Consider the following 13,124-nt stretch of genomic DNA (forward strand, 5'->3'; position numbering starts at 1 on the left):
CCCTTGGCGGGGGGGATTCCGCCGGCCCCCCACCCCGGGGGGCCCGGAACCCCACCCCCCCCCCCCCCCTCCGGGCCTGGCCCCCCCTCCCCGCAGGAGGGAAGCGGGGCCATCGCCCGTAGGCGGCGCGGGACGCCGCGCGACCGGCCGCGACGGCGCCCACGGAAGACGGCTCTAGCCCTTCCAGGCCCGGACCACCAGGCCCTCCCGCACCTCGAAGTTCAGCCGTCCCGCCCGATACTCCATGGTGATGATCGCGCCCGGGGGCAGCGACCGTACCGTCGACCATCCCCGCTGCCGAGCGAGCCGCTCGGCGTGCGCGGCGTCGAGGCCGACGTACCCGTCCGGACTGTCCTGGGGCTCCGCTGGCGGAGTGGGAATCGGTGCCATGCGGCCACGCTAGGCCGCGACCGGCGGTGACGGAAGCAGGGCACGGCCGGGTAAGAGTCTCATCCGGCTCTCGTCACACTTGTGTCACAGCTTCCCGGCCACCGTTTCCCTCGAACTCCGTCACACGTACGGGCGTTTCCGCACGGCCCATCGGGGTAATCGAACAGAATTCACGAGTTCCGGAGTACCCCTCCGAATTAACCGGACGGAATGCGCGGCGGTAGGGATCAGTACGAGCCCGGGAGGTGATTCCCCGCGCAATGCCGAGCAATGCCAGGAGAGCTGACGCCGCATAGGAATTTCACGGGTTCGGCACATGACCGCCGTATGCCCCCTGCCGGAGCGGGACCGGGTGGGCCCGGTCCAGGGCGGCGTCGAGCCGGTCCCGGATCGTCCTGATCGCCTCGGTCAGCTCGGCGGGTTCGATCACCTCGAAGGGGAAACCGGTCATCATGATGTGAATGACCATCACCTCGAGGTTCGGGGCTCCGCTGCGCAGGATGCAGGCGCCCTCCCCGTCCGCCTCCAGCGTCCCGGCGGACGGGGAGATCCGCTCGGCGGCCTCGTGCAGGGGCACCAGGAGCCGTACCGCGGAGTGCGTGGCGTAGGCGCGCGTGGAGACGCCCTTGGACACATAGGCGGCCAGGTCCTCGGCGGGCGGCCGGCGCGGGGTGAAGCGCGGCCCGTGCGGCGGCCTGGGGCTGATGCGGTCGACGCGGAAAGTACGCCAGTCCGCCCGGTCGACGTCCCAGGCGACCAGATACCAGCGCCGCTCGGTGCACACCAGCCGGTGCGGCTCGACGGTACGGCGGCTGTCCGCGCCTTCGTGCGTGGGGTACGCGAAGCGCAGCCGCTCGGCGTCCCGGCACAGGTGCGCCAGTTCGGTCAGGAGCGCCGGGTCGACGTCCGCGGCCGGCGGGCCGCCGCGCAGCATCGGCACGGTGAAGGCGTTGAGGGCGCTCACCCGGCGGCGCAGCCGGTTCGGCAGCACCTGTTCGAGCTTGGCGAGGGCCCGCACGGAGGTCTCGCCGATGCCCTCGATGCCCTGTCCGGCGGCGGTGCGCAGACCGACGGCCACGGCGACGGCCTCGTCGTCGTCCAGCAGCAGCGGCGGGAGTTCGGCACCCGCGCCCAGCTGGTATCCGCCCCCGGTGCCGGGGCTGGCGTTGACCGGGTAGCCCAGCTCGCGCAGCCGGTCCACGTCCCGGCGGACGGTGCGTGTGGTGACACCCAGCCGGTCGGCGAGTTCGGCGCCGGACCACTCGCGGTGGGCCTGGAGCAGTGAGAGCAGACGCAGCAGACGTGCCGAGGTCTCCAACATGGGGCCGAGTCTGTCAGGGAACGCGGACAGCCGCTGTCCTCGACGGGCAGCGGCTGTCCTGCAGGTGCCGGCGCTCAGAGCGCGAGGCGCTGGCCGGGCACGATCAGGTTCGGGTCGTCGCCGATGACCTTCTTGTTGGCGGCGTAGATGCGCTGCCAGGTCGTCCCGTGCCGGGCGGCGATGACACTCAGCGTGTCGCCCTCACGGACGGTGTAGTTCCCCGCGCCGCGGGACTCGCTGCGGTTCGTGTGCCCCGTCGGACGTTCCGGCGCCTGCGCCGGTGCGGACTTCGTCGTCACGCTGCCCTTGTCGACGCTCGTACCGGTGGCCTCGGCCGCCGGGGCGGCGCCGAAGGCTCCGGCGTGGCCCGAGCAGACCGGCCAGGCACCCCAGCCCTGGGCCTGCTGGACCTTGGCGGCGACGGCGATCTGCGCGCTCCGGGAGGCCTGGTCGGCCGTCGGGGCGTAGGCGGTGCCGCCGTACGCGCGCCAGGTGCCGGCGGAGAACTGGAGCCCGCCGTAGTAGCCGTTGCCGGTGTTGATGTGCCAGTTGCCGCCGCTCTCGCACTGGGCGATGCGGTCCCACACTCCGTTGTCCGCCGCGGCGGCGTTGCCGGTGGCGGCCAGCAGTCCCAGCGGGGCCAGCAGCGCGGCTCCGGCCAGCGCGGCCGTCGTACGGCCCTTGCGGGCACCGTCGGGGCGGTCGGTGTTGCGGGTGGTATCGGCACACTCGGACATGTAATTCCCTCTCCACGAACCCGGGCTCCCCCGGGCGGATCACGTCTGGCCGCGCATGGCCGCGGTTCGTCGTGCCGCCCCGTCCTCGTGGCCGGTGCCGGCGTCGTGCGTTGCCGGTGCCGGGCGTCGGACGTACCCGAGCGGTGCTCGTTGCACACGGCGGAGGAATGTAGAGAGGGCGGGCGGCCGGAATCAACCAACTCCTCGTCGCTCCAGGCCAGTTCCCCGTTACCGCGGGTATCGTCGATTTTCGGCCACCCACTACATTCCCTGATTTCCTGATTTTTCGACCAAAGACCGCGGCGATCTGTGACTCACTTCACCTCGTCAATTTCCTTGACACAGCGGTGAGTTGACGGTGCGTAGCAGAATGGGAGCCTCCGGTGACCGTGTGCGCTGGTTGGTTCGAACCGGTTGCCCCCGGGGCGTGACCCCCACCACAGGACGTCCGTTGTCTTCTTCATGAGCCCGGAACCCCGGGGCTCAGCGGCCGGGAGCCACCCGGTCGACCCAGCACGCATCCCCAGGGAGCCACCGTGCCGCGCATGCTCGACGTCAGTGACGCCGTACGCGCCGAGATCGGCGACGAAGAAGCCGACCGGCTGCTCGCCGGAGAGAACGCCCCGGGCAGTTACGACTGCACGTCCTGCCGCACCCCGGGCGACTCCGAGCAGGAGCGCACCAGCACCGTTCTGTTCGTCGGCGACGAGACCGCCGTCCTCGCCTTCGCCCACGCCAGCTGCCTGCCCTCGCAGGTCGTCCAGGTCACCGAGGAGCAGTTGCAGGGCGCCGTGCGGTCCATCGGCGGCGTCGCCGCCGCGGGCGAACCGCAGCAGACCGCGCCCGAGCAGGCGGTGCTGGGCGTGACCAGCGGACTCGTCCTGATCGAGGGCGAGCTGCACCCCGCACTCGTCGTCGAGCCGACCTCGCCGATCGTGCGCCCGGGGTCCATCGGGGCGGGCGACGATTTCCTTCCGCTGCTCATCGAGCAGGGGTTCATGCCGGTGACCGAGCTGGCGTCCGTACCACCGGTGCTGCACGGCTGGTCGGTGCTGCTCGCCGTGGGCCGGCTGCACGCGGTGCTGCAGCCTTCGGCGAACGGCGGGCAGCCCGTCGCGTGGTGGCAGGCCCACCAGCCGCTGCAGGTGACGGACAGCTGGCGGGCCGCCGCCAACAAGCACCAGCAGGTGCTGATGTTCGCGGCCCCGGTGGGTTCGATCGGGCGGCAGCCGCGGGAGGATCTGCTGCGGGGGTCGCTCGACCAGGCGGCGGCACAGGGGAAGCTGGTCGCGGCGGCGCTGCCGCTCGCGGGCACGTGAGCGTCGCCCGATGAGCGGGGAGGGTGCGGCGGTCGGTTCCTCGCGCCCCTAAAGGCATGCCCCGGACCCGCATCCCTTCGCAGGTGCCGTCGTTTGGACATACGTGCACGCATACGACACTCCTCCCCACCGGTCACCGTTCCCCTCCATTCCCTCCGCACGGACGGGGCAGGACGGGTCCGGTGGTGCCTCGGCCACGCCGATCTACGACTCGCTCTACGCCGAGTGGGTCAAGACCTTCCGCACGTTGCCCGGTGACCGCAGCGGGGAGGAGGGGCTGAGGTTCAGCCCCTTCGGGCACCTCTCGGACCGCACGGGGTCCTACGGAGGGCACCGGGCCGGGTCGTTCAGCAGCTCCTACAGCGCCTACAGCGCCGGCGCGTACAGCGCGCGGCAGCAGTCGCAGTGGCAGCGGGTCGGCACGCCGGGGCGGCAGCAGCAGGACACCGGGATGCAGCACGTTCCGGCCCCGGCGCTGCCTCCGGGGCCGCGCCGAGGCCTGTGACCGGCGTACGGTGAAGGGCGGCACCCTGGTCCACCAGGGGCCGCCCTTCACGTCGTACAGCCGTTACTTCTTCTTCGCGCCGCGCTTCTCGCGCACCCGCACCGAGATCTGGATCGGGGTGCCCTCGAAGCCGAACTCCTCGCGCAGGCGGCGCTCGAGGAAGCGCCGGTAGCCGGCCTCGATGAAGCCGGAGGCGAACAGGACGAACCGCGGGGGCTTGGTGCCGGCCTGGGTGCCGAAGAGGATGCGCGGCTGCTTGCCGCCCCGGACCGGGTGCGGGTGGGCGGAGACCAGCTCGCCGAGGAAGGCGTTCAGGCGGCCGGTGGGCACGCGGGTCTCCCAGCCGGCGAGGGCGGTCTCGATCGCCGGGACCAGCTTCTCCATGTGGCGGCCGGTGCGCGCCGAGACGTTCACGCGCGGGGCCCAGGCGACCTGGCCCAGCTCGGTCTCGATCTCCCGCTCCAGGTAGTAGCGGCGCTCCTCGTCGAGGGTGTCCCACTTGTTGTACGCGACGACCACGGCGCGGCCCGCCTCGACGGCCATGGTGACGATCCGCTGGTCCTGTACGGAGATGTTCTCGGAGGCGTCGATCAGGATGACGGCGACCTCCGCCTTCTCCACCGCGGCCGCGGTGCGCAGGGAGGCGTAGTAGTCGGCGCCCTGCTGGAGGTGGACGCGCTTGCGGATGCCCGCCGTGTCGACGAACTTCCAGGTCACGCCGCCCAGTTCGATCAGCTCGTCGACCGGGTCACGGGTGGTGCCCGCGAGCTCGTTGACGACGACGCGCTCCTCGCCGGCCACCTTGTTCAGCAGGGAGGACTTGCCGACGTTCGGGCGGCCGATCAGGGCGATCCGGCGCGGACCGCCGATGCCGCCCCCGCCGAAGGTCTCGCGCGGCGCGTCCGGCAGGACCTCGAGCACGGCGTCCAGCATGTCGCCGGTGCCGCGGCCGTGCAGCGCCGAGACGGGGTGCGGCTCGCCGAGGCCGAGGTTCCACAGATAGGCCGCGTCGGCCTCGCCGCTCGGGCCGTCGACCTTGTTGGCGCACAGCACGACCGGCTTGCCGGCCTTGCGCAGCAGCCGGACGACCGCCTCATCGGTGTCGGTCGCGCCGACCTTGGCGTCCACGACGAAGACGACCGCGTCGGCCGCCTCGATCGCGTACTCGGCCTGGGCGGCGACGGAGGCGTCGATGCCGAGGACGTCCTGCTCCCAGCCGCCGGTGTCGACGACCTTGAAGCGGCGGCCGGCCCATTCGGCCTCGTAGGTCACGCGGTCGCGGGTGACGCCGGGCTTGTCCTCGACGACCGCCTCGCGGCGGCCGATGATCCGGTTCACCAGGGTCGACTTGCCGACATTGGGGCGGCCGACGACGGCGAGCACGGGCAGCGGGCCGTGGCCCGCCGCCTCGATGGCGCCCTCGACGTCCTCGATGTCGAAGCCCTCTTCCGCGGCGAGCTCCATGAACTCCGCGTACTCGGCGTCGCCGAGAGCCCCGTGGTCGTACTCGTGCTCAGCCGAGTCGCCGGGCTGGATGTCGTCGTTCATGAAGTGCGTACCTCGTCGTTCATTCGTCGTGGTCGGTGGATCGGTCCGATTCGTCCTGGCTGATCCACTACTCAAGTGTCGCCTAGCGCCCGGTCAGGCGCCTGGCGTTTTCCAGGTGGCTGGTGAGCTGCTTCTGGATGCGCTCGGTCGCCTCGTCCAGCGCCGTGCGCGTGCGGCGTCCGCTCCCGTCGCCCGCTTCGAAGGGGTCGCCGAAGACGACGTCGATACGGGAGCGCACCGGTGGCAGCCCCTTTATCAACCGTCCCCGCTTCCCGGAACTTCCCAGGACGGCGATGGGCACGATCGGCGCCCCGCTGCGTACGGCGAAGTAGGCGAGCCCGGCGCGCAGCGAGGCGAAGTCGCCCTCGCCCCGGGTGCCCTCCGGAAAGATTCCCAGGACTCCCCCGGCCTCCAGCACGCCGAGGGCGCGGGTGATCGCGGTGCGGTCGGCGGCGGTGCGGTCCACCTGCAGCTGGCCGATGCCGGTCAGGAAGGAGCCGAGGGGGCCGACGAACGCCTCCCGCTTGATCAGGAAGTGCGTCGGCCGGGGCGCGACACCCATGACCATGGGGCCGTCGATGTTGTGCGAGTGGTTGACGGCGAAGATCACCGGGCCGGTGGCCGGCACCTTCCAGGCGCCGAGCACGCGCGGCTTCCACAGGCCGTGCATGAGGCCGACGCCGATGCGCCGGCCCACCTCGGCACCCCGCTCGGAGGGCAGGTTCACTTCCCGGCCCGCTTCTCCTCGACCAGGGTGACGACGCACTCGATGACCTGGGCGAGGGTGAGCTCGGTGGTGTCCACCTCGACCGCATCGTCGGCCTTGGCCAGGGGCGAGGTCTTGCGGGAGGAGTCGGCCGCGTCCCGCTTGATCAGAGCCTCGCGGGTGGCGTGGACGTCGGCGCCCTTCAGCTCACCGCTGCGGCGGGCCGCGCGGGCCTCCGGGGAGGCGGTGAGGAAGATCTTCAGGTCGGCGTCCGGCAGGACGGTCGTCCCGATGTCCCGGCCCTCGACCACGATGCCGTTCTGCGCGCCGCCGGCGATCGAGCGCTGCAGCTCGGTGATCAGAGAACGCACCTCGGGCACCGCGCTGACCGCACTGACCTTGGAGGTGACCTCCTGGGTGCGGATCGGGCCGGCCACGTCGACGCCGTCGACCGTGATGGCCGGGGCGGCCGGGTCGGTGCCGGAGACGATCTCCGGCTTTCCGGCGACGGCCGCGATGGCGGTCGGGTCCTCCAGGTCGATGCCGTTGCTCACCATCCACCAGGTGATCGCGCGGTACTGGGCGCCGGTGTCCAGGTAGCTCAGGCCGAGCTGCGCGGCGACGGCCTTCGACGTGCTGGACTTGCCCGTGCCGGAGGGGCCGTCGATCGCGACGATCACGGGCTTGGCGGTCGGGGCGGCGCCGTTTTCCACGGAGGGACACCTTCCTGGTGCGGTGTGGGCGGGTGCGGGGGCGAGAGCGCCCTGCACAAGGTTACTGGGTGCGGGTCACTCGTCCGGACGCATGCGGCTCTGCCTACTGCCGCAGCGCCCAGCCCCGCTCCCGCAGCGCCTCGCTCAGCACCGGTGCCGCCTTGGGCTCGACGCTCAGCTGGACCAGGCCGGCCTGCTGCCCGGTCGCGTGCTCGATGCGCACGTCCTCGATGTTGACCCCGGCCCGTCCCGCGTCCGCGAAGATGCGGGCCAGCTGGCCCGGCTGGTCGTCGATGAGCACCACGACGGTCTCGTACACGCGCGGCGCGCTGCCGTGCTTGCCGGGTACCCGCACCTGGCCCGCGTTCCCGCGCCGCAGCACGTCCTCGATGCCGGTGGTGCCCACGCGCCGCTCGGCCTCGTCGGAGGACTGCAGGGCGCGCAGGGCCTCCACGGTCTCTCCCAGGTCGGCGGCGACGTCGGAGAGCAGGTCGGCGACCGGACCCGGGTTGGCGGACAGGATGTCGATCCACATCCGCGGGTCGGAGGCGGCGATCCGGGTCACGTCCCGGATGCCCTGCCCGCACAGCCGTACGGCGGCCTCCTCGGCGTGCTCCAGGCGTGCCGCGACCATGCTGGACACCAGGTGGGGCATGTGGGAGACGAGGGCGACGGCGCGGTCGTGGGCGTCGGCGTCCATGACGACCGGTACGGCCCGGCAGTGCGAGACCAGTTCCAGCGCGAGGTTCAGCACCTCGGTGTCGGTGTCCCGGGCGGGGGTGAGCACCCAGGGGCGGCCCTCGAAGAGGTCGCCGGTCGCGGCGAGCGGGCCGGACTTCTCGCGGCCGGACATGGGGTGCGTGCCGATGTACGCCGACAGGTCCAGGCCGAGCGCCTCCAGCTCGCGGCGCGGGCCGCCCTTGACGCTGGCCACGTCGGCGTAGCCGCGGGCCACGCCCCGGCGCATGGCATCGGCGAGGACACCGGCCACATGGGCGGGCGGCGCGGCCACGATCGCCAGGTCCACCGGGCCCTCGGGGGCCTCGTCGGTGCCGGCGCCCAGCGCGGCGGCCGTACGGGCCTGCCCGGGGTCGTGGTCCGTGAGGTGGACGGTGACGCCGCGCTGGACGAGCGCCAGGGCGGCGGAGGTGCCGATGAGGCCGGTTCCGACGACGAGTGCGGTTCTCACTGGGCGATGTCCTTGCGCAGGGCGGCCGCGGCGCCGAGATAGACGTGGTTGATGTCGGCGCGGGGCCGGTCCGACTCGATGTGCGCGAGGAGCCGTACGACCCGGGGCATGGCGCCCTCTATGTCCAGTTCCTGGGCGCAGATCAGCGGCACGTCGACGATGCCGAGCTTGCGGGCGGCGGCGGCCGGGAAGTCGCTGTGCAGGTCGGGGGTGGCCGTGAACCAGATGCTGATCAGGTCGTCGGTGGCCAGCCCGTTGCGCTCCAGGACGGCGGTGAGCAGCGCTCCGACCTGCTCGTCCATGTGCCCGGCCTCGTCCCGCTCGAGTTGGACGGCTCCCCGGACCGCTCGTACCGCCACGGCGCTGCTCCCTGCTGACATGCGGATCTGATGTTGGTCCGTCCAGCGTAGTCAGCCTGCGCGGGCCGAGCGCACGGTGCCCGATCACTGAGACGATGCGAGGCATCCGTTATTGACCGATTTCGACATCTGTTACGGAGGCCGGCATGGCCGAGGGCGCGAAGCGGCGCACGGTTCTGGTGACGGGAGCGGCGGTGCTGGCCGTACCCGTCGTGGCAGCGTGCGGCAGCAGCAAGAACAGCGGCGGCACCAGCAGCACCAGGAGCAGCGACAGCGGGAGCAACACCAAGAGTGACGGGGAGCTGGGCAAGACCAGTGAGATCCCGGAGGGCGGGGGCAAGGTCTTCGCGGCCCAGAAGGTCGTAGTCACGCAGCCGTCCCAGGGCGACTTCAAGGCCTTCTCGGCGATCTGCACACACCTGGGCTGCACGGTGAACAGGGTCGCGAACGGCACCATCGACTGTCCCTGTCACGGCAGCAGGTTCCACATCGCCGACGGCTCGGTGGCCCACGGCCCCGCGACAAGGCCACTGCCCGCGAAGTCGATCAAGGTGGAGGGAAATTCGATCAAACTGACGTGAGGGGCGGCGTACGCTCCCGGCATGCACCCCGAGGCCCTGGTACGCGACCACACCGTTTACGCCTGTGTCATGGGTTCCCGGGCCTTCGGGCTGGCGACGGACACGAGCGACACCGACCGGCGGGGTGTGTTCCTCGCCCCCACTGCCTTGTTCTGGCGGTTCGAGAAGCCGCCGACGCATGTGGAGGGGCCGGGCGAGGAGCAGTTCTCCTGGGAGCTGGAGCGGTTCTGCGAGCTGGCGCTGCGCGGCAACCCGAACATCCTGGAGTGCCTGCACTCGCCGCTGGTGGAGCACGTGGACGACACCGGCAGGGAGCTGCTGTCCCTGCGCGGGGCCTTCCTCTCCCGCCGGGTCCACGGCACCTTCACCCGTTATGCCCTCGGCCAGCGCAGAAAGCTCGAGGCCGGTGTCCGGGCGACGGGCGTCCCACGCTGGAAGCACGCGATGCACCTGCTGCGCCTGCTGACCACCGCCCGCGACCTGCTGCTCACCGGCGAGCTGCGGATCGACGTCGGTGACCAGCGCGAGCCGCTGCTCGCGGTCAAGCGGGGCGAGGTCTCCTGGGCCGAGGCCGAGTCGTGGATGGCCCGGCTGGGGGCGGAGGCGGAACAGGCCCTGCACCGCACCCCGCTCCCGCCCGAGCCGGACGAGGCACGCGTGGGCGACTTCCTGTTCCGGACCCGCCGGGCCTCGGCACACGGGCCGCAGCCGGGCGCGGCACCAGGCGTCCCCAAGCCGCGCGCCCACCCCGCGTCCGGCCTGCCGTAGCCGTTCCGGCCCAACGGGCCGGCGCCCGGGCGCCGCGTTCCCGCCGGCCCCCGGCCCCCGCGCTCCTCGGGCGTGCACGCCCGAGGGGCGTGCCTCAGCCCGCCAGGCGGACGCGGACCACGAAGTCGTGCAGGGCGTCGTGCGCGGTGGGCGCGTCGGGCAGGACCGACGTGGACTGGGCCTCGTCGAGCAGCGCGTGCAGGCGCTCCACATCGGCCTCCACGCGCGCGTGCGCCACCTCGGCGGTGCCGTGCTCCCGCTCCGCCTTGGCGGCTATCAGCTCGGGCAGATAACCGGGGGCGTCGACCTTCTCCAGGAGCGTGGGCAGGTGGGCCCGCACCTCGCCGCTGCGCATGAGGTGGATGCCGGTGAGCAGGACGCGGAACGTGTAGAGCAGCGGCTTGAGTTCGCGGGTCTTCTCGAACAGCCGCCACTGGGTCACCGCGAACCCCCGGTAGTGGTGGGCGTGGTGGCTGGTGAGGACGCCGGGCGCGAGCGCGGCCAGCTCCCGGTGGGTGTCCCCGGTGTGCACGACCAGCGGGGACAGCAGCTGCTCCAGCACATAGCCGTTGCGGCGCAGCATCAGCCGTACGAACTTGCGCAGATCGTGCGTGACGAGGTCCAGCTCGACGCCGTAGCGCACCCAGGTCCGTGAGCGGGTCTCCTCCGGCTCGCGCAGCCCGACGAGGTCGGACGCCGGGAGCAGATGGACACCGCGCAGGTCCACGTCGGAGTCCTGCGAGGGGAAGCCGTACAGATGGGCTCCGGAGACGGTCGCGAACAGCAGGGGGTCGGGCTGCTCCGCAACCACGGGCTTCAGGTCGATGCCGAGGTCGTCGATCATGGGCCTAAGCGTCCCAGAGCGTGCCCAACGCCAACAGGTCGCCCCGGTACTCGATCCGCCCCGCCCAGTCGGCCGGCCAGGCCTCCGCGCCCAGCCAGGCACCGGCGAACGCTCCGGTGAGACAGGCGATGGAGTCGGAGTCGCCAAAGGAGCAGGCGGCCCGGCGCAGGGCGGTGACGGGCTCGTCGGGGAAGAGCAGGAAGCACAGCAGGCCGGTGGCCAGGGCCTCCTCGGCGATCCAGCCCGCACCGGTGGCCAGGCACGGGTCGGTCTCCGGGGAGACCGTCCGCACGGCCTCCTGGAGCCGGTCGAGGATCCGCAGGCACTCGTCCCAGCCGCGCGCGATGAAGTGCTCGGGCGTCGGGTCCTGGGAGCGGGTCCACAGGTCGCCGAGCCAGGTGTGGTCGTAGCGGGTGCGGTGCTCGAGGGCGTACGAGCGCAGCTGTCCGACCAGTCCGGTGGGATCGGTGCCCTGCGCGAGCAGCCGTACGGCGCGGGCGGTGAGGTCGGAGGCGGCGAGCGCGGTGGGGTGGCCGTGGGTGAGCGCGGACTGCAACTGGGCGGCGCCGGCGCGCTGTTCGTCGGACAGACCGGGGGCGAGCCCGACGGGGGCGACCCGCATGTTGGCTCCGCAGCCCTTGGAGTCGATCCGGCTCGCGTGCTGCCAGGCCCGGCCCTCCTCGTTCAGCCGGGCGCACGCGGTCAAGCAGGTGTGGCCGGGGGCGCGGTTGTTCTCCGGCGAGTGGTACCAGTCCACGAACTCCTCGCGCAGCGGCCGCTCCAGCCGCTGCGGGGCGAGGAACCCGCGGTCCATGGCCGTCCGCAGACCGCGCCCGACGGCGAGGGTCATCTGTGTGTCGTCGGAGACGAAGGCCCGCTTCGGCAGCTCCATCTCCCGCCACGGCCCGCACTTGGCGAGGATCTCGGGCACGTCGTTGAACTCGGTCGGGAAGCCGAGGGCGTCCCCGAGGGCGAGGCCCAGGAGTGCCCCGGTGGCCGCGCGCTTGGACATGTGATCACCGTCCCCCTTTATCGTCATCGTGACAGTAAAGGCGGACGGTGATCACGGCAAGGGCTTTTAGAGGTCGACTTCCTGCATCAGCATGCCGACCTCGGTGTTGGACAGGCGCCGCAGCCAGCCCGACTTCTGGTCGCCGAGGGTGATCGGGCCGAAGGCGGTGCGTACCAGCTTGTCGACCGGGAAGCCGGCCTCCGCCAGCATGCGCCGCACGATGTGCTTGCGGCCCTCGTGCAGGGTCACCTCGACCAGGTAGTTCTTGCCGGTCTGCTCCACGACCCGGAAGTGGTCCGCGCGCGCGTACCCGTCCTCCAGCTGGATGCCGTCCTTCAGGCGCTTGCCGAGGTCACGCGGGATCGGGCCGACGATGGCCGCGAGGTAGGTCTTCTTCACGCCGTACTTCGGATGGGTCAGGCGGTGCGCCAGCTCGCCGTGGTTGGTGAGCAGGATGACCCCCTCGGTCTCGGTGTCCAGCCGGCCGACGTGGAAGAGCCGCGTCTCGCGGTTGGTGACGTAGTCCCCGAGGCACTGGCGCCCCTCCGGGTCCTCCATGGTGGAGACGACACCGGCGGGCTTGTTCAGCGAGAAGAACTGGTACGACTGCGTCGCGACCGTCAGGCCGTCGACCTTGACCTCGTCCTTCTCCGGGTCGACCCGCCGCCCCTGCTCGAGCACGATCTCACCGTTGATCTCGACACGCGCCTGCTCGATCAGCTCCTCGCAGGCGCGCCGGGAGCCGTAGCCCGCGCGCGCGAGCACCTTCTGCAGCCGCTCGCCCTCCTGCTCGGCGCCCGGGAAGGTCTTGGGCAGCTTGATGTCCTTCTTGCCCGCGTACCGCTCCCGGTTGCGCTCCTCGACCCGCGTCTCGTACTCCCGTGAGCGCGCCGGGGCCGTACGGCCGCCCTGCTGGGGCCGCTTCGGGCCACCCTTGGCACCACCGCGGGCCGCGCCGCCGCGCCCGGCCTTGGGGCCGTCCTGGGTGGCCCCGGGTCCCACGTCGTAGCGGCGCTCCTCGGGGCGGGGCTTGCGGGGCCGGCCCTGCCCCTGCTTCTGGTCCCTGTCGTTGCCGGCACCGCGGTAGTTACCGCGCCCGCCGCTCTTGCCGCTGCCGCTGCTTCGCATCAAG

General features: G+C 72.0%; 15 protein-coding genes. 4 read left to right on the plus strand and 11 right to left on the minus strand.

Features of this window, described 5'->3' with window-relative positions; all coding sequences use genetic code 11:
* Positions 1 to 174: 174 nt before the first annotated feature.
* The 3 genes from ABZ919_RS39150 to ABZ919_RS39160 all read right to left on the minus strand — a co-directional run bounded on the left by ABZ919_RS39150 (position 175) and on the right by ABZ919_RS39160 (position 2,448).
* Positions 175 to 390: an I78 family peptidase inhibitor gene (locus ABZ919_RS39150; RefSeq protein ID WP_361258306.1), complete on the minus strand. Its 216-nt coding sequence runs from the start codon at positions 388 to 390 to the stop codon at positions 175 to 177.
* Between the two features lie 301 nt (positions 391 to 691).
* Positions 692 to 1,711: a YafY family protein gene (locus ABZ919_RS39155; RefSeq protein WP_361258309.1), complete on the minus strand. Its 1,020-nt coding sequence runs from the start codon at positions 1,709 to 1,711 to the stop codon at positions 692 to 694.
* Positions 1,712 to 1,785: 74 nt separating this feature from the next.
* Positions 1,786 to 2,448, minus strand: coding sequence for a transglycosylase family protein (locus tag ABZ919_RS39160; protein WP_361258312.1), 663 nt, complete (start codon positions 2,446 to 2,448; stop codon positions 1,786 to 1,788).
* Between the two features lie 536 nt (positions 2,449 to 2,984).
* Between ABZ919_RS39160 and ABZ919_RS39165 the strand changes: the two genes are divergently transcribed.
* Both ABZ919_RS39165 and ABZ919_RS39170 read left to right on the plus strand, forming a co-directional pair.
* Complete coding sequence (locus ABZ919_RS39165; RefSeq protein WP_361258315.1) at positions 2,985 to 3,767, plus strand: hypothetical protein; 783 nt, start codon at positions 2,985 to 2,987, stop codon at positions 3,765 to 3,767.
* Between the two features lie 103 nt (positions 3,768 to 3,870).
* Positions 3,871 to 4,272, plus strand: coding sequence for a hypothetical protein (locus ABZ919_RS39170; RefSeq protein WP_361258318.1), 402 nt, complete (start codon positions 3,871 to 3,873; stop codon positions 4,270 to 4,272).
* Positions 4,273 to 4,335: 63 nt separating this feature from the next.
* Here the strand turns inward: ABZ919_RS39170 and der are convergent, their stop codons facing one another.
* The 5 genes from der to aroH form a co-directional block, all read right to left on the minus strand.
* Positions 4,336 to 5,820 (minus strand): ribosome biogenesis GTPase Der, encoded by a 1,485-nt coding sequence (gene der, locus ABZ919_RS39175; protein ID WP_361258321.1) that lies wholly within the window; start codon positions 5,818 to 5,820, stop codon positions 4,336 to 4,338.
* A gap of 82 nt (positions 5,821 to 5,902) precedes the next feature.
* Positions 5,903 to 6,490 (minus strand): lysophospholipid acyltransferase family protein, encoded by a 588-nt coding sequence (locus ABZ919_RS39180; RefSeq protein ID WP_361258403.1) that lies wholly within the window; start codon positions 6,488 to 6,490, stop codon positions 5,903 to 5,905.
* A 53-nt stretch (positions 6,491 to 6,543) separates the two neighbouring features.
* Positions 6,544 to 7,239, minus strand: a complete 696-nt coding sequence (gene cmk / locus ABZ919_RS39185) for a (d)CMP kinase (RefSeq protein WP_361258323.1) — start codon at positions 7,237 to 7,239, stop codon at positions 6,544 to 6,546.
* A gap of 103 nt (positions 7,240 to 7,342) precedes the next feature.
* Complete coding sequence (locus ABZ919_RS39190; protein ID WP_361258326.1) at positions 7,343 to 8,428, minus strand: prephenate dehydrogenase; 1,086 nt, start codon at positions 8,426 to 8,428, stop codon at positions 7,343 to 7,345.
* Positions 8,425 to 8,787 (minus strand): chorismate mutase, encoded by a 363-nt coding sequence (gene aroH / locus ABZ919_RS39195; protein WP_361258329.1) that lies wholly within the window; start codon positions 8,785 to 8,787, stop codon positions 8,425 to 8,427. The genes ABZ919_RS39190 and aroH overlap by 4 nt, the downstream gene beginning before the upstream one ends.
* Positions 8,788 to 8,933: 146 nt before the next feature.
* On the opposite strand from aroH, the gene ABZ919_RS39200 reads away from it, so the two are divergent.
* Positions 8,934 to 9,368, plus strand: a complete 435-nt coding sequence (locus ABZ919_RS39200; protein ID WP_361258332.1) for a Rieske (2Fe-2S) protein — start codon at positions 8,934 to 8,936, stop codon at positions 9,366 to 9,368.
* A 21-nt stretch (positions 9,369 to 9,389) separates the two neighbouring features.
* Positions 9,390 to 10,136: a nucleotidyltransferase domain-containing protein gene (locus tag ABZ919_RS39205; protein WP_361258334.1), complete on the plus strand. Its 747-nt coding sequence runs from the start codon at positions 9,390 to 9,392 to the stop codon at positions 10,134 to 10,136.
* A 94-nt stretch (positions 10,137 to 10,230) separates the two neighbouring features.
* On the opposite strand, the gene ABZ919_RS39210 is transcribed toward ABZ919_RS39205, so the two are convergent.
* The 3 genes from ABZ919_RS39210 to ABZ919_RS39220 all read right to left on the minus strand — a co-directional run bounded on the left by ABZ919_RS39210 (position 10,231) and on the right by ABZ919_RS39220 (position 13,120).
* Positions 10,231 to 10,980, minus strand: a complete 750-nt coding sequence (locus ABZ919_RS39210) for a nucleotidyltransferase domain-containing protein (RefSeq protein WP_361258337.1) — start codon at positions 10,978 to 10,980, stop codon at positions 10,231 to 10,233.
* Between the two features lie 4 nt (positions 10,981 to 10,984).
* Positions 10,985 to 11,992: an ADP-ribosylglycohydrolase family protein gene (locus ABZ919_RS39215; protein ID WP_361258340.1), complete on the minus strand. Its 1,008-nt coding sequence runs from the start codon at positions 11,990 to 11,992 to the stop codon at positions 10,985 to 10,987.
* A gap of 66 nt (positions 11,993 to 12,058) precedes the next feature.
* Positions 12,059 to 13,120 carry a pseudouridine synthase gene (locus ABZ919_RS39220; protein ID WP_361258343.1) on the minus strand — a complete coding sequence of 354 codons (1,062 nt, stop codon included), beginning with the start codon at positions 13,118 to 13,120 and terminating at the stop codon, positions 12,059 to 12,061.
* Positions 13,121 to 13,124: the final 4 nt, after the last annotated feature.

It is taken from the genome of Streptomyces sp. NPDC046759, assembly GCF_040645475.1.
Classification (GTDB): domain Bacteria; phylum Actinomycetota; class Actinomycetes; order Streptomycetales; family Streptomycetaceae; genus Streptomyces.